This is a genomic window from Prevotella sp. OH937_COT-195 (assembly GCF_003932845.1).
Taxonomy (GTDB): Bacteria; Bacteroidota; Bacteroidia; order Bacteroidales; family Bacteroidaceae; genus Prevotella.
This window is the reverse complement of record NZ_RQZH01000003.1, coordinates 84,509-103,781: the sequence shown is the minus strand read 5'-3', so window position 1 is coordinate 103,781 and position 19,273 is coordinate 84,509. Positions and strand designations below refer to the sequence as shown.

Here is a 19,273-nt window from a genome sequence, read left to right as displayed (position 1 = left end):
TCAGACTCTAATGACCGATTCGGGTTTAAAAATAGCCCAGCCAGCGCAGTATGTCATTGAGATTGGCAACCACCATGAGCAGAATGAGTATTCCGAAACCGGCATACTCGGCATATATGAGGAATTTTTCCGATGGCTTGCGGCGTGTTATCATCTCGTAAAGCAGGAATAGAACGTGTCCGCCATCGAGTGCCGGAATGGGAAGAATGTTCATGAAAGCGAGGATGATTGACAAGAATGCCGTCATCAGCCAGAACGAATGCCAGTCCCAAGTAGGCGGGAAGAGGCTGCCAATAGCCCCGAATCCGCCGAGCGATTTCGCCCCTTCGGCGGAGAAGATGTAGCGCATGTCGCCGACATATCCTGCCAAGGTGTTCCAGCCATAGGCAATTCCTGCGGGTATGCTCTCTATGAAACCATATTCCACATTCACCGGCTTGTAGTATTTCGCTATGCTTGTCTGTCCCACGCCGAGCAGCAAATCCGGTGTCATGGTCAGCGTGGTGTTCAGCGTGTCGCGCCCTGCCTTTCCTCGTGCCACGCTAACCGTGACGGTGCGCACCTTCATGGAGTCGGCATGCGACACGGCAGCGGCAAGCATATCGGTAAGTACGCCATGCTCGAATTTGAATTCGTTCCACGAGTCTATTGCCTTGCCGTTTATGGCAAGCAGGCGGTCGCCTTTTCTTATCCCTACTTTTTCTGCCGGCGAACCGGGCATTACGCTGTCAATCTCTGCAGGTACGAAAGGGCGTGCGAACACCGGTTCGTTCTTTAGCATTGCCAACAGACTCATATCTTCGGGCATGGCGATGTCTATTTTCTTGCTTCCGGTCACTTTCCCCGTTGCGTCGGTTGTGTTTCTTATCACTTGTACCGTCTTTGCATCGGTGATGTTGCGATATACGTCAACGTTGAACTTTCCGAACTCCTTGCCGTCGAAGCCCACGAGAATGTCATGGTCGCGGAAACCGAGTTCCTTTGCCTCGGTGTTGAATTTCCAGCCCATTGTGAAATCTTTCGTGTCGAAATACGAATCGCCCCATGTAAAAAGCACCATAGAGTAGATGAACAATGCAAGGACAAAGTTGACAAGTACGCCGCCTGTCATTATTAGCAGTCTCTGCCATGCGGGTTTTGTACGGAACTCCCACGGCTGTGCAGGTTTTTTCATTTGTTCGGTATCGAAACTCTCGTCAATCATTCCCGAGATTTTACAGTAGCCTCCCAATGGCAGCCACCCGATGCCGTATGTGGTGTCGGATTTCTTCGGTTTGAACTTGAAAAGATGAAACCAAGGGTCGAAGAAGAGGTAGAATTTCTCTACCCGCACTCCGAAAAGTTTTGAAAAAAAGAAGTGCCCTCCCTCGTGAAGCAGCACCAAGAGTGAGATTGCCAGCACAAATTGCAGCAGTCTGATTAAGAAAACTTCCATGTGTTAAAAATATGTGTTACGGTGTTATTGTTTATTTCTCCGTCTCCGGGAAAGACTTTCGGTTTATTGCTTGCTCCTTCCGGTTTGCAGGAGATTCTGTTTTATATATTAAATTAGTTCCGTTGCGATGCGCCTTGCTTCGCGGTCGGTCTCGATGTATATGTCGTAGTCGGGTTCGGCAACGAATGTTGCGCGTTGCATGGTACACTCTATCGTTTCGGCAATTCGCGGGAACGAGCAACGGTCTTCAAGGAAGGCACGGTTTACTATCTCGTTGGCTGCATTCATTATGCACGGCATGTTGCCTCCACGCTCTATTGCTTCGAAAGCGAGTGCGAGGCAGCGGAATTTACCGAGGTCGGGTTCAAAGAACTCGAGAGGCTGTTTGAACAGGTCGAGACGGTCGCCGGTAAGAGTGAGCCTGTCGGGGAACGAGAAAGCATATTGTATCGGCAGTCGCATGTCCGGCACGCCGAGTTGCGCTTTTACCGAGCCGTCGCAGAACTGTACGGCACTGTGAACTATCGATTGTGGGTGTACGAGAACCTGTATTTTGTCTGCCTCCACGCCGAAGAGCCATTTTGCTTCGATTACCTCGAAGCCCTTGTTCATCATCGTTGCAGAGTCTATCGTTATCTTTGCTCCCATGTCCCAAGTCGGGTGTTTCAGGGCATCGGTTTTCGTAACCCCTGCAATCTGCTCCATTGTCATCAGTCGGAACGGTCCTCCCGAGGCAGTCAGCAGAATTTTCTCTATGACATTGTCGCCCTCGCCAACAATGCTTTGGAATATTGCCGAGTGCTCGCTGTCAACCGGTAGTATCGGAGCTTGGTTCTCCATTGCTAATCTTGTTATCAGTTCGCCCGCCACCACGAGTGTCTCTTTGTTGGCAAGACAAATCTTTTTTCTTGCCTTTATGGCGCGGATTGTCGGTGAAAGACCTGCAAAGCCCACCATTGCCGTCAGCACAATGTCTATCGGGTCGGCCTCGACAATCTCGTCAATGGCTCGTGCTCCGGCATATATCTTTATTTCCGGCAGGTCGCCGAGCATCTCCCGCAGTTCGTCGTATCTTGCCTCGTTGGCAATAACCACGGCTGCCGGATGGAAGCGTCTTGCCTGTTCGACGAGTTCCTTTACGCGGTTGTTCGCCGTAAGACAATATACTTCGTACAAGTCAGCATGCTCCTCTATCACCTGCAATGCCTGTGTGCCGATGCTGCCTGTCGAGCCTAATATGGCTATTTGTTTTTTCTTTTCCATTTCTGTAATGTCTATATTTCGAGCAGTCCCTCGGGCAGTGTCATTATTATCGTTTTGCCGTCGGCGTCGATTTCCCTTATCAGTTCGGGCGATGCCGGTATAAGCAAATTGCCTCCGGTTTCTGTCTTTACCACGAAAAGTATGTTGGTCGTTGCGTCATCAATGCCGCATACGGTTCCTATTACCTTATTATATATACAATCTTTTATTTCGAAACCCACCAACTCGGTAAGGCTGTATTCGCCGTTGCCGCTGTCGGAGAGATTTCTCGGGAAGAACACTTCGCAGTTTGTCAGTTGTCTTGCCTGCTCCTGTGTGTCTATGTCGCAAAACTTTACGATTGCTGTTTCGTCCGAGCGGAAGCGGTATTCGTCAAAAAAGAAAGGAACGAGTATGCCTTCTGTTTTAAGTATTACATATTCTGCATCCACGCGGTCGAATACGTCGTCGTCGAACATCATCGTGACTTCTCCGCGTACGCCGTGCGTTTTGCCTATTTTCCCTATACGATATACCTCTTCTTCGTGTATCATGTCTCAGTTTTCTACCCGTGTTATGCGTGCTCCAAGTGCATTGAGGCGTGCTTCGATGTTTTCGTACCCCCGGTCAATCTGCCCGATGTTGTCTATCCTGCTGGTTCCGCCTGCCGTTAGTGCAGCAATTAGCAATGCAATGCCTGCGCGTATGTCGGGACTTGTCATTCGTCCGGCACGCAGTTGTTTCTTGCGGTCGTGTCCCACAACCACGGCTCTGTGCGGGTCGCATAGGATTATCTGCGCCCCCATGTCAATCAGTTTATCTACGAAAAACAGTCTGCTCTCGAACATCTTTTGATGTATGAGCACCGAACCGCATGCCTGTGTCGCCACCACGAGCAGCACCGAGATGAGGTCGGGTGTGAGTCCCGGCCACGGTGCATCGGCAAGTGTCATTATGGAACCGTCGATGAACGAATCCACCACATAATGTTCCTGATGCGGTATGACGAGGTCGTCGCCGTCGGTTATTATCTCCACTCCGAGGCGGCGGAATGCCTCGGGTATTATACCGAGGTTATGTACCGACACGTCCTTGATGCGTATGCCGTCGCCTATCATTGCCGCCATGCCGATGAACGACCCAACCTCTATCATGTCAGGCAGTATTCTGTGGTTGGTGCCGTGGAGCGATTCCACTCCGTCTATCGTAATCAGGTTGCTGCCAATACCTTCTATGCGTGCTCCCATTCCGTTGAGCATTTTGCACAGTTGCTGTATGTATGGTTCGCATGCGGCATTGTATATTGTTGTTTTACCTTCGGCAAGTACTGACGCCATGATTATGTTTGCCGTTCCCGTCACGCTTGCCTCGTCGAGCAACATATATGTTCCGCGCAGCGAGTTACACCTTTTTCCGCCGTCTTCGTTGTTGTATCCGGGCAGTGCCTGTATCTCGTACACGTTCTGTTTTTTGTTGAATTCGAAATGCGCCCCGAGATTTTTGAAACCGAGGAAGTGGGTGTCGAGCCGCCGCCGTCCTATTTTGTCACCTCCCGGTTCTGCCACCACGGCTTTCCCGAAGCGTGCCAACAACGGTCCCATCATCATTACCGAACCTCGCAGTGCGGCACATTTCTGCACGAAAGCGTCGCTGCCGAGAAATTCGTGGTTCAGGTTTCTCGTTTGGAATATATAATCGTTCTCCCCTTGTTTATTAACTTCCACCCCGATGTCTCGCAGCAGTTGTATAAGGTTGTTTACGTCGAGAATGTTCGGAACATTAGTTATTCGCACCTCCTCTGTTGTCAGCAGCGAGGCACAAATCACCTGCAAAGCCTCGTTTTTGGCTCCTTGTGGCACTATTGTACCGCTCAACGTGTGTCCTCCTTCGATAATGAATGATTGCATGTTCGGTGTTTTTCTACTTTTTCCTCCTCTTTTTGGCCTGTTGTCCTTGTGGAATCTGCTTTGTCGTGTAATGGTTGTCGAACTTGAACGTAGCGAGGTCGAGTTGTATTACGCCGTCGGTAAAGCGTGCAAGGTCGCTTGCTATTTTCTCATCGTCGATTGAACCGTGACTCCACTGCATGAGGTTATGCTTCATTTGGTTTGCCGTGAGTTTTGTAAGTTCGTCCCTCTCCCTGCCTTCGGGCATGTTTTTTAGTTTCTCGAAGAGTTCGAACAACATTTTCCCGTAGTGCCTCACCGGTATTTGCTGCATCGGGTATTCCATCGGTTCGGGCTTGGCGGCAATCTTCAGTGCCGACGACACGTCGAACGGATATTCGATGTCGAGTTTGAAGTCGCTCATAATTGCGAGATGATCCCAGAGTTTCCGTTCGTAGTCGATGCTTTCTCTGTTTTTCGGAACCATCTGTCCCATCACCTTTATTATGGCTTTGGCACAGTTTTGTCGCTCTTGTTTCGTGGGCAGTGTCATGGCATGCTTAACCATTTTCTGAACCTCGCGTCCGTATTCCGGCATCACAAGTTTCTCGCGTTGCGTGTTATAGTCAAGTCCTTCGATGTTCATATATAAATTCTTTAATCCTTAAATTGTCTGTATTTTAATCCTGTTCGTGCTTCAGATGAGTTTCTTCGGAGTCTTTGCCACAAAGTCTTTCAGGTAGTACGGCACATAGTATGCCACGTCCTCAAACTCTTCCGTTACCCATTTTCGTTCCGCAATAGGGAACATATACTTTGCCAGCGGTTCTATTCCCTCAATCAGTCGGGCATTGGGATGGTTGATGGTTTCCATGCACTTGGCTGCCCCGTTGCCGAAGAAATACACCGGTCGGCTGTCAAGGTATTCGCGGTAGGTGTCGGCATCCACAATGTCGGCTCGTGTCTCGCGTTGCTCTTTCAGTGCGCGGTCGTATATTGCCGAATACACTTCCATGCGCCGTGCGTCTATCATTGGGCACAGCAGTGCATCGTCTTCAATCTCGTGATTCAGCAGTACCGGCACACTCATCACTTTTAGTGTGGGCACGGCGAGCAGTGGGACGTTTCTTCCGTAGCACACTCCTTTGGCCATCGACACCCCGATGCGCAACCCCGTGTATGAGCCGGGACCGCAACTTACTGCCACCGCACCGAGCGGAATGGTGTGATTGTCGGTAAACGATAGTGCTTCGTCGATAAAAACGCCAAGACTTACGGCATGGTTAGGTCCGCTGTGGTCTTCTTGTTTGAATATGCACTGCCCGTTCTCGCTCATGGCCACAGAGCATACTTCTGTGCTTGTCTCAATGCTTAAAATACACGACATGATAATGTTATTGTCTTAATAATTTTGCAAAATTACTCATTTTCCAAGAAAAAATAGTACTTTTGCAGAAAATTAACGCGAAAAGAGAGATATGATACAATCAATGACGGGCTACGGCAAGGCCGTTGTCGCTTATAAGGACAAGAAGATAAACGTTGAAGTAAAGTCGCTGAACTCCAAGGCTCTCGACCTGTCCACGCGCATATCACCGCTGTACAGAGAGAAAGAACTGGAGATGAGACAAATAGTTTCGGCCGCCCTCGTGCGTGGCAAGGTAGATCTAAACGTGTGGATAGAGAAAGATGCCGGAACCGATGCCACACCGATAAACGCAGCACTCGTGGAGAACTATTTCTGTCAGTTGAAAGATATTGCCGGCAAAGTGGGCTTCGAGTTGTCGTCGGAGATGCTGTTGCCTACGCTGATGCGAATGCCCGATGTGCTCGCAAAGACCGAGACGGAAACTCTCGACAACGAAGAATGGGCTGCACTGAAAGAGGCTCTCGCCGTTGCTCTCGATGCCGCAACGGAGTTTCGCAGACAGGAAGGAACCGCGCTGCAAAAGAAGTTTGAAGAGAAACTCGACAACATAACTGCATTGCTTGAAGGAATAGAGCAGTATGAAACGTTGAGGGTGGAGAAGATACGACGGAGAATAGTTGACGGACTGAAAACCATTCCCGAGGTGGAATATGACAAGAACCGTCTCGAACAGGAACTAATATACTATATAGAGAAACTCGACATAAGCGAGGAGAAGCAGCGTCTTGCCAACCATCTGTGCTATTTCCGCCGTACGATGGAAGACGACGAGTGTCAGGGGAAGAAACTCGGATTCATAGCGCAAGAGATGGGGCGCGAGATAAACACCACCGGTTCGAAGAGCAACCTTGCCGAGATGCAGAACGTTGTGGTAAAGATGAAAGACGAACTGGAGCAGATAAAGGAGCAGGTGCTCAACGTGCTTTAGACATAGTTCCTTATTGTATGCGGCTCATTTCTTTGCAGGCACCACGATAATCTTTATCGTCGTGCCCTCTCCCTTGGCACCCTTGAGCGTCTCGCACTTGCCGTTTGACCATACGGCACCAAGGAAACCGACATCGCCGGTGGCATAAACCTTTCCGCCGGCAACTGTCATCGACTTTATCCAGCCCATCTCGTTATTGTTGTCAATGTTCATTGCCTTTCCGTTCTTCCAGATTCTCGGCATGCTGATTAAAGTTTCGTTCCCGTCGTCAGATACGCGACTCTCGCTTCCTCCGACGTAGATGTCGTTGCCATCTGCCACTATGCAATCGGCTGTTTTGAAAACGCCATTCTCTCCCAGCGACCTCACAGACATGCCATTCTTCCACAGTGTGAGTTCGTCGTATTCCGGTTCACCGTAGTTTGATATCATCGTTGTGTATATGTTGCCTCCCGAAACTGCTATTGCCGTGAACCCGAACATCGTTGTTCCGTTATTCGGGGCAGGGTAAGTGGTGAGTTTTCCGTTCTTCCACAAGGCACCATAGCCGTTCTCGTAATTTCCCCTATACACCCGGCCGCAGGCATAAATGTTGCCGTTTTCCGCCGCGACACCGCATATTTCGTTGCATTTGAAACCGTCGAGGTCAAATGTTTTCATACTACCGTCTTCGCTCCACATAGCAGGTTGGTAAATGATTGTGGCATCTTCGTCAGTTCCCGGGATTCCTCCCACAACGACAGGTTTCCCGTCAACGTCGAGCAGTTTTGGTTTTTCGAGATCTTCCTTGTCTCCTATCCTCGTGAATTTCCCGCTTTTGTAAATGAAATAAGTAGCCCCGTCCATGTCATTTATGGTTGCCGAGCCGAGGAAAACGAACTTCCCTTCTATCACTATCATGTCGAAAATGGAGAAAAGGTCGTATCCGTCGGGTGTTCCAACCTTGTCGGCAATTACTTTTGGTACCCCGTTTTTCCAATACACCATGTCATATCTCGTCTCCGGAAAATCCGTTTCATCATTGTCCGCCGTACCGTTTTTTTGCATCGCACCAAGTACATAAACATCATACTTGCATGCTTTGTCGTTCTCTTTTTGTGTTTCTCCGACTTTCTTTTTGTTCATGCAACTAATCGCCGTTACGGCTGCCAATACAATTAATAACTTTTTCATAATTGTGTCGTTTTATAGAGGTTTTGTTTGCAAATATACAAAAATATTTTTACGGATAATTGAAAAACGTGTAAAAATTTATTGGTAATATACCGAAACTTTGTGCTTTTATGAATACTTTTTAGTACCTTCGCACCATGAAAGGGAACAAACTTGTAATTTTCTCGGCTCCCAGCGGAAGCGGGAAGAGTACTATCGTGAACTGGCTTATGACCGAACATCCCGAACTGTCGCTCGCTTTCAGCATATCGTGCACCAGTCGTAAACCGCGCGGAACGGAACGAGACGGCGTGGAGTATTTCTTCATAACGCCCGAAGAATTTCGCCGCCGCATTGCCGCAGACGAGTTTCTCGAATACGAGGAGGTGTATCAAGATCGCTTTTACGGCACGTTGAAATCACAGGTGGAACGTCAGTCGGAAGCCGGACAGAACGTGGTGTTCGATGTGGATGTTAAAGGCGGATGCGCCATAAAGCGGTTCTACGGTCGGCGTGCGTTGAGCATATTTGTCCGCCCGCCATCGATAGACGTGCTGCGCGAGCGTCTCCTGCATCGCGCCACAGACGCACCGGAGGTAATAGAGCAAAGGTTGCAGCGTGCCGAATTCGAACTGTCGTTCGCCGAAAAGTTTGACAAGGTTGTGGTAAACGACGACTTGAATAAGGCAGAAGAAGAGACGCTGGCAGTGGTGAAGGCATTCCTTGAAAATGATTAAGACGGAATCTGTTTCCCTTTGTCAATCTGCTCTCGGCATTGACAGGCAGATGCTTAAATATATTCGCGTATGTTATCCGTTAAGTCGGTAGGTCTTCTCGGAGGCTCGTTCAATCCCGTTCACAACGGCCACATTGCCCTTGCCAAGGAAATTCTCGTTGAGGCATGTCTCGACGAGGTGTGGTTCGTGGTGTCACCGCAAAACCCGCTGAAACCCACGGAGACACTGCTCGACGATGAATTGCGGTTCGAGATGACGCGCCTCGCTCTCGAAGGCGAACCTCATCTCGTGGCAAGCGACTACGAGTTTCGTCTCCCGCGCCCCTCTTACACATGGAACACGCTACGTCATCTGTTTGTCGACTATCCGCAATACCGTTTTGTCCTGCTCATCGGAGCAGACAACTGGCACGTTTTCGGCAACTGGCGCAACGGCAAAGAAATACTTTCCGCCTGCCAAGTGATAATCTATCCTCGCAGAGGTTATGTCGTTGACGAGTATTCGTTGCCCGACGGTGTACGTGTTATAAACACCTCTTTGCACGATGTCAGCAGTACGATGGTGCGCAAGGAGATTGCAGAAGGAAAAGACGTGAGCCGCCATGTTCCCACGCGAGTATTGACATTCATCAAACAAAAACATCTTTACAAATAACCCCTTAGGTCATGTTTCATCATGATACGAGCGAGTCAGGGGGGTAATACACGAGTTCAACATTAAAATTCTTGTTAAATTCATCGATAATACAGAAAGTTTACAGAGTTTCCTTGAACCCAAACCGGTCATTAGAATCCTCAACCGATTTTGTCCGATTGTTGAGCAGATGTGCAGCCGTTTCATCGAAGGCGTAGCGGGCTGCGTCGAGATGTAATGGCTGTGCAGATGTCAGCAAGCGGGCTAAAGCAGTCGGGAAGCGTAACGGCAAAGGCAAATCTAAGCAAATGCGGTCTAATGACAGATTTGGGTTGAACGAAGTGAAAAACATTGTCCTCGGTAATCATAGTGGCTTTTGTTCGTATTTTGTTGATTTTAGGACTATAAAAGCGCAACGATTTTCGCAGATTACCAAATTTCATGATGATTTCTTATCCCGAACCCGCGTATTGGATGAAAACCAAATCAGGCGGTTTTGCAAAACAATTTGGGCGAAATTGGTCAGCAAAATCGCCCAAATTGGTCGGCAATTTCGTCCAAATTACTTTTCCGAACAATATAAACAAGACGCGTATTGTGGGAAAAGTGTGAGAAAGTCAGGCTCCTGTCATCGAAAAAGTGTGATTATCTCTTGTTTTAATCATCGAAAAAGTGTATTTTTGCAGAAAAGCAAACGATTATGAAGAGACGGGCATTTAAACAACTGAAGGCTTGGAAGGAGAGTAAGAACAGGAAACCGTTAATACTTCTTGGTGCACGACAGGTGGGCAAGACATGGCTCATGAAGGAGTTTGGTGAAAAATGTTATGACTCTGTTGCCTATGTGAATTGCGATGCGGAACCATTGGCAAAGAGTTTGTTCGTTGATGATTATGGCATTGAGCGCATTCTCTTTGCCGTGCAGGCCATAACCGGTGTGAAACCGGAACCGTGCAAGACGCTGATTGTCTTTGACGAGATACAAGAAGCACCGCGGGGCTTGCATAGTTTGAAATATTTTCAAGAGAACGCCCCGGAATACCATGTGATGGCGGCGGGTTCGTTATTGGGTATTACGCTTCATAAGGGAGATTCGTTCCCCGTGGGTAAGGTCGACATGCTCTCTGTTCATCCTATGGACTTTGAAGAGTTCTTGGAAGCAAATGGTGAATATGCCTTGTCTCGACTTCTTCATCAAGGCGATTGGGAGATGATAGACATTTTTGCACCGAAATTCATTGAACAACTACGTTACTATTATTTCGTGGGAGGCATGCCCGAAGTGGTTTCGCATTTTATTGAGAATCACGATTTGGCAGAAATGCGCAGGCTTCAACGGAATATCCTCGAAGCCTATCGCAATGATATTTCCAAACATAGTTCAAAGTCGGAAAGTGTGCGCATCGGGCAGGTTCTGGATAGTTTGCCCTCACAGTTGGCAAAAGAAAACAAGAAGTTTATATATGGAGTGATAAAACAGGGGGCACGTGCCAAGGAGTACGAGTTGGCCATTCAATGGCTTATGGATGCCGGGATTATTCATAAAGTGAGCCGGGTGAAAGAAATACTGTCGCCCGTTAAGTTCTATGAAGACATGAGTGCTTTCAAACTATTCTTGCTTGATTGTGGTTTGTTTGCCTGTATGGTGGATGCACCGTCCAAGCAAATGCTTGTAGGCGATAATGTTTTCAAGGAGTTCAAGGGGGCTTTCACGGAGCAATACGTGTTGCAACAACTCGTAGCCAAAGGTTTTACACCTTATTATTGGAGTAACTACAAGACCCCCGCGGAAATAGATTTCGTCATTCAAACAGAAGACAGGGTAATTCCCATTGAAGTGAAAGCAGAAGAGAATGTCCGTGCACGTTCAATGAAAAACTATATTGACAAACATTCTGAAGCCCGCCTGAAAGGACTTCGTTTCTCTATGAAAAGGTATGTTGACCAAGGGTGGATGGAGAATGTGCCGTTGTACGGAATAATAAATGTGTGATTAGTACATGATTTCTTACTGCCGAACTTATCGAGTTATTTCTTCTGCAACGGAACTGTCGCAATGTGATAATATCCATGCACACATATTGTTGCGAATAAAAGATGTTTTTAATGGCAATAGTGTTAAATAAACAAAAAAGAGAACATTCGCACCCGTTACGCGCATTATTATCGAAATAAAAGAATTAACTTTGCACTCACAAATTTTCGAGGGGCCTTGGAACCCCCGGGGGCATTGTGTAAATAGCAGTCACCTTATATATAAATATGGTCATTGCGGTTTGTGAATCGATGTCTCACTGGCAGGCGGAGAGTCTGCCCGCTCCCAGGTGCGTGAAGCCAGGCGCGATCGGATGGCGACATATCCGGCAATAATAAAACGTTTTAAGTAATATTTTCAAATTACATGAACACTTTAAGTTACAAGACTATTTCCATTAACAAGGAAACAGCAAAGAAAGAGTGGGTTGTTGTCGATGCCACCGATCAGGTGGTGGGTCGTCTCTGCTCAAAGGTAGCGAAATTGATTCGCGGAAAGTACAAGCCGTCTTTCACTCCACATGTTGACTGCGGCGACAACGTAATCATCATCAATGCCGACAAAGTGGTATTTACCGGCAAGAAAGAGACCGACAAGGTTTACACCCGTTACACCGGCTATCCCGGCGGTCAGCGTTTCAACACTCCCGCACAGTTGCGTCTCCGCAAGGACGGTGCCGACCGTATTCTCCGCCATGCCGTGAAAGGTATGCTTCCAAAGGGTCGTCTCGGTCGTGCGTTGCTTGATAATCTGTATGTATATGGAGGTTCGGAACATCCACACGAGGCACAGAAGCCTAAGGCAATTGATATTAATCAGTACAAATAAAGAATAAAGGAAAAATGGAAGTAATTAATGCAATAGGTCGCCGTAAGAGTTCTGTGGCACGCATATATGTCAGCGAAGGAACAGGCAAAATCACTATAAACAAGAAGGACATCGATACTTATTTCCCTTCTGCAATACTCCAGTATGTGGTAAGGCAGCCGCTGAACCTACTTGATGTGGCAGAGAAATATGACATCAAGGTAAATCTCAACGGAGGCGGTTTTACCGGTCAGAGCCAGGCACTGCGCCTTGCCATAGCACGCGCTTTGGTAAAAATCAATGCCGATGACAAGAAGGCTCTTAAAGATCAGGGATTCCTCACACGCGACAGCCGTGCTGTTGAGCGTAAGAAACCGGGTCAGCCAAAGGCTCGTCGTCGCTTCCAGTTCAGCAAGCGTTAAACTTTTTCTTGGCGAGAGTGTGTTCTCGTATTTCCGGAATGTGCGGACTGCATGGCATGTATTGCCTCTGTCGGGCTGTTCGGGAAACTTGAAAGCACGCACGATGAACTCGTCATGGAGAAAAGTTGCTGACAGTTTAGTATCTAAATCTGCGAGACTTGGGGCATCGGTTCCGATTACCCGCAGGTTGGTTCTAATCGAAACAAGAATTTAAAAGAAAGTAAACAACAAACAAAATTTAAGAAAAAATGGCAAGAACAAACTTTGACCAACTGCTTGAAGCAGGCTGCCACTTCGGCCACCTCAAGCGCAAATGGAATCCGGCAATGGCTCCCTACATATTCATGGAGCGCAACGGTATTCATATCATAGACCTGCATAAGACCGTGGAAATGATCGACGAGGCAGCCGATGCACTGCGTCAGATTGCCAAGTCGGGAAAGAAAATTCTTTTCGTGGCCACCAAGAAACAGGCGAAGGACATCGTGGCAGAGAAAGCATCGAGTGTAAGTATGCCTTACGTAATCGAGCGTTGGCCGGGCGGTATGCTCACCAACTTCCCCACAATCCGCAAGGCTGTGAAGAAGATGTCCAACATCGACAAGATGATCAACGACGGAACTTTCTCCAACCTTTCGAAACGGGAGATGCTGCAAGTGACACGTCAGCGTGCGAAACTTGAGAAGAACCTCGGCTCGATAGCAGACCTTACGCGCCTGCCTTCTGCACTTTTCGTAATCGACGTTATGAAAGAGCACATCGCAGTGAGCGAGGCAGTGCGCCTTGGTATCCCCGTGTTCGCAATCGTTGACACCAACAGCAACCCGAAAGACATCGATTTCATTATCCCTGCAAACGATGATGCAAAGGACTCTATCGAGGTAATCCTCGGTGCTTGCTGCGAGGCAATCAACGAAGGACTTGCTGAACGTAAGGTGGAACGTGCCGATGAGAAAGCCGCAAAGGAACAGGGCGAGGAGGCAGAAGATGCCAAACCGCGCCGCCAGCGTCGTCCGCGCAAGGACGAGAAATCTGAGGCTCCGGCTGCAGAGGCTCCCGCCACAGAGGAGGCACCTGCCGCAGAGACAGTAGCAGAAGAGGCTCCCGCAGCAGAATAAAACGTCCGCATCCTTGCAAAGGAACTTTTAATATTAAAATTTTAACATTTAACGTATATAAGAAATGGCTATTTCAATAGACGACATAAAGAAACTGCGCGCCATGACCGGTGCCGGTCTGGCAGACGTGAAGAAAGCTCTGACCGAGGCCGAGGGCGATTTCGACAAGGCAAAAGACTTGCTGCGCGAGCGCGGATTGGCTATTGCCGCAAAGCGTAGCGACCGCGAGACATCGAACGGATGCGTACTCGTGAAGAGTGTTGACGGCTTTGCCGCGACATTGGCTTTAAAGTGCGAAACCGACTTTGTGGCAAACGGTGCCGATTTCATCGCTCTCACACAGTCGATACTCGATGCCGCCATAGCAGCGAAGGCTAAAACTCTTGACGAGGTAAAGGCTCTCGTTCTCGCCGACGGACAAAAGGCCGAGGACGCGGTGACACAGCGTTCGGGTATTACCGGTGAGAAGATGGAACTCGACGGATACCTCGTAATCGAAGGAGAAAACATCGAGGTGTATGACCACATGGGCAAACACACTCTCTGCACGATTGTACAGACCAACAAACCTGCCGCCGAAGCAGGTCACAAGGTGGCAATGCAGGTGGCTGCTATGAAACCGGTGGCTCTCGACGAGGCTAACGTTCCGCAGAGCATGATAGACGAGGAGTACAAAGTTGCGGTTGAGAAGACTAAGGAAGAGCAGGTGGAGAAAGCCGTCGTGGCTGCCATAAAGAAAGCCGGCATAAACCCGAACCTCGTGGATAGCGACGACCACATCGAGTCGAACATCAACAAGGGATGGCTCACACGCGAAGAGGCTGACAAGGCAAAGGAAATACGCGAGAAGACGGCTGCAGAGAAAGCCGCCAACCTGCCTGCACAGATGATAGAAAACATCGCAAAGGGACGCGTGGCAAAATTCCTCAAAGAGAATTGTCTCGTGGACCAAGAGTTCCAATTCGGAGACGGCGACAAGGCTACCGTAGCACAGTGGCTTGCCGCACAGGACAAAGAACTGAAAGTCGTTGCATTCAAACGTTTCACGCTCGTTGCAGATTGATGATAAAAAGACACACTTAAAAATAAATCCCGGAATGCAACATGCATTTCGGGATTTATTTATATCTTTGCAATTAACGGGTGAAAAATTAATTATTGTTATCATATGACTAATCTCTGACAAAATGAAGATTTTTGCAATAGGAATGAACTACGCGCAGCACAATAAAGAACTCGATGGCGCGTTATATATACCTGAAGAGCCGGTGGTTTTTACCAAAGCAGACTCGGCATTGCTGAAAGACGGCAAGCCGTTTTTCGTGCCGAACCACCTCGGAAGAGTGGATTACGAGGCAGAGTTGGTGGTTAGAATATGCCGTCTTGGCAAAGGCATTCCGGAACGTTTTGCCCACCGATACTATGATGCGGTAACAGTAGGTGTCGACTTTACCGCCCGAGACCTACAGCAACGGTTGCGTGCCGCCGGCAAACCATGGGAATTGTGCAAAGGTTTCGACGGTGCGGCAACGATAGGGGAGTGGGTTGACAAGGAAAAATTCCTTGACGTGCAGGCTCTGCACTTTCGTCTCGACATTAATGGGACGACCGTTCAACAAGGATTTTCCGGCGATATGATATTTAAGATTGACCGGATCGTAAGTTTTATAAGTAGTTTTTTTACACTGAAAACCGGCGACATGATTTATACAGGCACTCCCGCGGGAGTGGGATCGGTAAGTATCGACGACCATATTACCGGCTATATCGAGGAAAGAAAAGTACTCGAGTTCAACGTGAAGTGATAAATATTTGATATGATGAGCATACGGAATATAACATTATCTTATAAATGTAAAGTGTCGGGAGCGGGGCTGTTGCTGCTTCTTTTGCTTTCGTATATGCCGGTATCGGCACAGACACGTTTCTTCAATCTTACCGCCGACGAGGTGAAGATAGACTCCGTGCTGCCGTATTTCGGTTACAGTCAACGTTTGGGCGACAACTATGTTGACTCTGTATATACGGTGGAAATTGTTTATCCGGAGTTTTACGACATGTCGGAGAAAGACATAGAGGCATACAAACTCATTGACGACGAACTGCCGCCGGCAATGCCCGAGATTATCAGCAGCGTGGTTACGGAACGCAAAAAAGGAATACTTAAGGCAGGATTTACGCCCATCGTGTATCGCGACGGCAAGTATCGGAAGGTTGTAAGTTTCATGTTGCGCGTGAAAGCAAGTGTCGCAAAGAACGATGTGAGACACATAATGGCAAAAGCCGCTGTGCCAAAAGCAGAGAGATATGCAGAAAAATCGCTGCTCGCAACAGGACGATGGGCAAAGATAAGGGTGTCCGGAAGCGGCATTCATCAACTTACCAATGAAGTGATAAAACGTGCAGGTTTCTCCAACCCCGAACGAGTGAAAATCTACGGGTATGGAGGTGCATTGCAGAACGAAAAACTCGTGGGCGATGAACTCGTGGCTCTCGATGACCTGAAGGAAGTACCAACATGTACGGTAAACGGTCGCCGATTGTTCTATGCACAAGGACCGGTAAGTTGGGAGGACGGAAAAAAACGTGTGCGCAATCCCTACTCCGACTACGGATATTACCTTATAACGCAGTCGGAAGATGCACCGATGAGTGTCTCGGCAGAAGAATTCATGAAAGAGAATTACCCTAAGCCGGACGACTACAACAGTCTTCACGAGATAGACAACTACGCATGGTTCCACGGAGGACGCAACCTGTATGAGAACTCTCCGATAAATGCCGGTGATGACAAAACCTACACCATTGCAAGGAAAGGGAAATCGGAAAGGGGAAATATAAAAGTGGTAGTTTCGGCAGGGAAGAAAACAAATGTGGATATTGAGATAAACGGCAAGACTGTGGGAAGTATTGGTGTGCGACCGATTATTTATGAAGTGGGACATGCCACCGAAGCAGAATTTAATATAGACGGATTGCAGGACGAGAACAAAGTAAAGATTATTGTGAAAGACGGCGGTCCGGCACGTCTCGACTATATTTCATTACACACGGACGACCCCGCACCGGAACCGGATATTGCCTCGGCGGCATTCCCACAGGCAGAATATGTGCACAACATAACAAACCAAAACCTGCATGCCGACCGCAACATAAACATGGTAATAATAGTTCCCACATCTGGAAAACTTACGGAACAAGCACTTCGTCTTGCCACTTTCCATGAGAAATACGACAATATGAAAGTGAAAGTTGTGCCGGCAGACGAACTGTACAACGAGTTCGCATCGGGAACACCGGATGCAAATGCGTATCGCAGATACCTGAAAATGCTGTACGACAGAGCGGAAAACGAGGCAGACATGCCGAGATATTTGATACTGTTCGGAGACTGTGCATGGGACAACAGGATGAGAATAAGCGATTTCAGGAACTATTCCGTGAACGATTTCCTGTTGTGTTACGAGAGCGAAAACTCGTTCAGCCATACCGAATGTTACATAGACGACGGTTTCTTCTGCGTACTCGACGATGGTGAGGGGGCAGATCTGCTCAAACAGGATCTGCACGATATTGCCGTGGGACGTATTCCGGCACGGAATGAAATCGAAGCAAAAATAATGGTGGATAAAACCATCAACTACATCAATAATGTCAATGCCGGGGCGTGGCAGAACGTGGTAATGTTCATGGGAGACGACGGAAACGGTAATATTCACATGGAAGATTCGGAAGATGCGGCACTACAAACCGAGGCTCAACAGCCGGGAATGGTGGTGCAACGTGTGATGCTGGATGCCTATCAGGTGCAAAGCAGTTCTACGGGAAATACTTTCCCGGGAGCAACGGCAGACATATTGCAGCAGCAGAAGCGTGGAGCATTGGTAATGGATTACTGCGGTCACGGAAGCGCATGGCAGTTGAGTCACGAGGGTGTTATAAGACTCAAGGATTTTAAGGAAACCGAATGTCACAACCTGCCGCTTTGGATCACGGCATCATGTGACGTAGCCCCTTTCGATGGTGTGGAGGAAAATATCGGTGAGGCATCAATATTTGCCCCAAAGGGAGGTGCCGTGGCGTTCTACGGAACAACCCGGACGGTGTTCGTTACACGCAATAAGGTGATAAACCTTGCCTTCTTGAAATATGCACTCGGATACACAGACGGCAGACCGAACACACTCGGAGAGGCGCAACGGCTGGCAAAGAACGAACTTATAACAAACGGAAAAGACAGAACTGCCAACAAATTGCAATACTCATTGCTCGGCGACCCGGCACTCGCTCTGAAACTACCGACACTGAAAGCGGTGGTGGATCGTATAAACGGAGTTGACCTGCAAGAGGGCGTAATGCCGAAGCTGAAAGCCGGAAGTGTGGCAAAGGTGGAAGGGCACATTGAACGTTCGGGGGCTGAATGTACTGATTTTAACGGACTTCTGACTGCCATCGTGCGCGACAGCAAGGTTCTCGTAAAATGCAAACAGCAGGATCCTAATACCTCAAAAGCATTCGAGTTTTATGACCGTAAGAAAGTTTTGTTCAATGGTTCGGACAATGTGAAAGATGGAAAGTTCGCATTCTCTTTCGCCGTGCCTATGGATATGAGTTATACAAACGAACAGGGATTGATAAATTTATATGCCGTAAATAACGAGAAAACCGAGATGGCAAACGGAAGTACGGATAAATTCACGCTCGGAGAAACCGTCGCCACGGGCAACGACTCGATAGGACCGTCGATATATTGCTACCTTAACTCGCCGGCATTCGTCAACGGTGGGAAAGTTAATGCCACACCGTTTTTCGTGGCACAGATAACGGACAAGGACGGGATAAACACCTCCGGAAACGGCATCGGACACGACCTCGAACTCGTTATAGACGGAGAGATGTCGCTAACGTTCAATCTCAACGACAATTTCGAGTACGAGTTCGGCTCTTATACATCGGGAAAAACCTCCTATGCGTTGCCGGAATTGAAAGAAGGACCGCACAAACTGAGATTCCGTGCATGGGACATTCTGAATAATTCGTCAACTGCAGAACTCTCATTCAATGTGGTACACGGATTGGCACCGACTCTTTTCGACATTAACTGTACCAAAAATCCGGCATCGAACGCAACAACGTTCATCGTAAGTCACGACTACATGGGGAACAAACTTGACGTTAACATCGATATTTTCGACATAAGCGGCAGACATCTATGGACATATACCGACAAAGGGGTTACGTCGGCAGGCTCATATACCATGGACTGGAACCTTACCATTGACGGAGGCGAACGGCTTAAGACGGGAGTATATCTGTACCGTGTGCGCATAAGTGCCGACGGAAGCAGCAAGGTATCGAAAGCAAAGAAACTCGTGATAACACAATAAAAACATCATAACATAGTTAATATAGATGATGTACAAAAAAGTGCATCGTGAAAAATCATAGT

The 19,273-nt window shown here is 48.1% G+C and carries 18 protein-coding genes; 10 read left to right on the top strand and 8 right to left on the bottom strand.

Going from position 1 to position 19,273, the window contains the following annotated elements; all coding sequences use genetic code 11:
• Positions 1-25 precede the first annotated feature (25 nt).
• From rseP to tsaB, 6 genes are all read right to left on the bottom strand, one after another.
• Complete coding sequence (gene rseP, locus EII32_RS02495) at positions 26-1,435, bottom strand: RIP metalloprotease RseP (RefSeq protein WP_125233882.1); 1,410 nt, start codon at positions 1,433-1,435, stop codon at positions 26-28.
• 108 nt (positions 1,436-1,543) lie between these two features.
• Complete coding sequence (locus EII32_RS02490; RefSeq protein ID WP_125233881.1) at positions 1,544-2,698, bottom strand: 1-deoxy-D-xylulose-5-phosphate reductoisomerase; 1,155 nt, start codon at positions 2,696-2,698, stop codon at positions 1,544-1,546.
• Positions 2,699-2,709: 11 nt separating this feature from the next.
• Positions 2,710-3,231, bottom strand: a complete 522-nt coding sequence (gene rimM / locus EII32_RS02485; protein ID WP_125233880.1) for a ribosome maturation factor RimM — start codon at positions 3,229-3,231, stop codon at positions 2,710-2,712.
• A 3-nt stretch (positions 3,232-3,234) separates the two neighbouring features.
• The gene (gene murA / locus EII32_RS02480; RefSeq protein WP_125233879.1) at positions 3,235-4,584 is read right to left on the bottom strand and encodes a UDP-N-acetylglucosamine 1-carboxyvinyltransferase; all 1,350 of its coding nucleotides are present in this window, start codon (positions 4,582-4,584) and stop codon (positions 3,235-3,237) included.
• A 13-nt stretch (positions 4,585-4,597) separates the two neighbouring features.
• Positions 4,598-5,209, bottom strand: coding sequence for a DUF4290 domain-containing protein (locus tag EII32_RS02475; protein ID WP_125233878.1), 612 nt, complete (start codon positions 5,207-5,209; stop codon positions 4,598-4,600).
• A gap of 51 nt (positions 5,210-5,260) precedes the next feature.
• Positions 5,261-5,950 (bottom strand): tRNA (adenosine(37)-N6)-threonylcarbamoyltransferase complex dimerization subunit type 1 TsaB, encoded by a 690-nt coding sequence (tsaB, locus tag EII32_RS02470; RefSeq protein WP_125233877.1) that lies wholly within the window; start codon positions 5,948-5,950, stop codon positions 5,261-5,263.
• A gap of 91 nt (positions 5,951-6,041) precedes the next feature.
• Between tsaB and EII32_RS02465 the strand changes: the two genes are divergently transcribed.
• Positions 6,042-6,920: a YicC/YloC family endoribonuclease gene (locus tag EII32_RS02465; RefSeq protein ID WP_125233876.1), complete on the top strand. Its 879-nt coding sequence runs from the start codon at positions 6,042-6,044 to the stop codon at positions 6,918-6,920.
• A gap of 24 nt (positions 6,921-6,944) precedes the next feature.
• Here the strand turns inward: EII32_RS02465 and EII32_RS02460 are convergent, their stop codons facing one another.
• Positions 6,945-8,093, bottom strand: coding sequence for a hypothetical protein (locus EII32_RS02460; RefSeq protein WP_125233875.1), 1,149 nt, complete (start codon positions 8,091-8,093; stop codon positions 6,945-6,947).
• Between the two features lie 137 nt (positions 8,094-8,230).
• Here EII32_RS02460 and gmk point away from each other — a divergent pair, with 137 nt between their 5' ends.
• Both gmk and nadD read left to right on the top strand, forming a co-directional pair.
• A complete protein-coding gene (gene gmk / locus EII32_RS02455) occupies positions 8,231-8,809 on the top strand; it encodes a guanylate kinase (RefSeq protein ID WP_125233874.1) in 579 nt (192 codons plus the stop codon).
• Positions 8,810-8,878: 69 nt separating this feature from the next.
• Positions 8,879-9,463, top strand: a complete 585-nt coding sequence (gene nadD, locus EII32_RS02450; RefSeq protein WP_125233873.1) for a nicotinate (nicotinamide) nucleotide adenylyltransferase — start codon at positions 8,879-8,881, stop codon at positions 9,461-9,463.
• Between the two features lie 100 nt (positions 9,464-9,563).
• On the opposite strand, the gene EII32_RS12030 is transcribed toward nadD, so the two are convergent.
• Positions 9,564-9,740: a hypothetical protein gene (locus EII32_RS12030; protein WP_158611107.1), complete on the bottom strand. Its 177-nt coding sequence runs from the start codon at positions 9,738-9,740 to the stop codon at positions 9,564-9,566.
• Positions 9,741-10,142: 402 nt separating this feature from the next.
• Here EII32_RS12030 and EII32_RS02445 point away from each other — a divergent pair, with 402 nt between their 5' ends.
• The 7 genes from EII32_RS02445 (at position 10,143) to porU (ending at position 19,211) form a co-directional block, all read left to right on the top strand.
• Positions 10,143-11,435, top strand: coding sequence for an ATP-binding protein (locus EII32_RS02445; protein ID WP_125233872.1), 1,293 nt, complete (start codon positions 10,143-10,145; stop codon positions 11,433-11,435).
• Between the two features lie 408 nt (positions 11,436-11,843).
• On the top strand, positions 11,844-12,305 hold the full coding sequence (gene rplM / locus EII32_RS02440; RefSeq protein WP_125233871.1) for a 50S ribosomal protein L13: 462 nt from the start codon (positions 11,844-11,846) through the stop codon (positions 12,303-12,305).
• Positions 12,306-12,319: 14 nt separating this feature from the next.
• Positions 12,320-12,706, top strand: coding sequence for a 30S ribosomal protein S9 (gene rpsI, locus EII32_RS02435; protein ID WP_125233870.1), 387 nt, complete (start codon positions 12,320-12,322; stop codon positions 12,704-12,706).
• A 248-nt stretch (positions 12,707-12,954) separates the two neighbouring features.
• Positions 12,955-13,824, top strand: a complete 870-nt coding sequence (gene rpsB, locus EII32_RS02430; RefSeq protein WP_125233869.1) for a 30S ribosomal protein S2 — start codon at positions 12,955-12,957, stop codon at positions 13,822-13,824.
• A gap of 64 nt (positions 13,825-13,888) precedes the next feature.
• Complete coding sequence (gene tsf, locus EII32_RS02425) at positions 13,889-14,887, top strand: translation elongation factor Ts (RefSeq protein WP_125233868.1); 999 nt, start codon at positions 13,889-13,891, stop codon at positions 14,885-14,887.
• A gap of 124 nt (positions 14,888-15,011) precedes the next feature.
• Positions 15,012-15,629 carry a fumarylacetoacetate hydrolase family protein gene (locus EII32_RS02420; RefSeq protein ID WP_125233867.1) on the top strand — a complete coding sequence of 206 codons (618 nt, stop codon included), beginning with the start codon at positions 15,012-15,014 and terminating at the stop codon, positions 15,627-15,629.
• 15 nt (positions 15,630-15,644) lie between these two features.
• Positions 15,645-19,211, top strand: a complete 3,567-nt coding sequence (gene porU / locus EII32_RS02415) for a type IX secretion system sortase PorU (protein ID WP_125233866.1) — start codon at positions 15,645-15,647, stop codon at positions 19,209-19,211.
• Positions 19,212-19,273 lie beyond the last annotated feature (62 nt).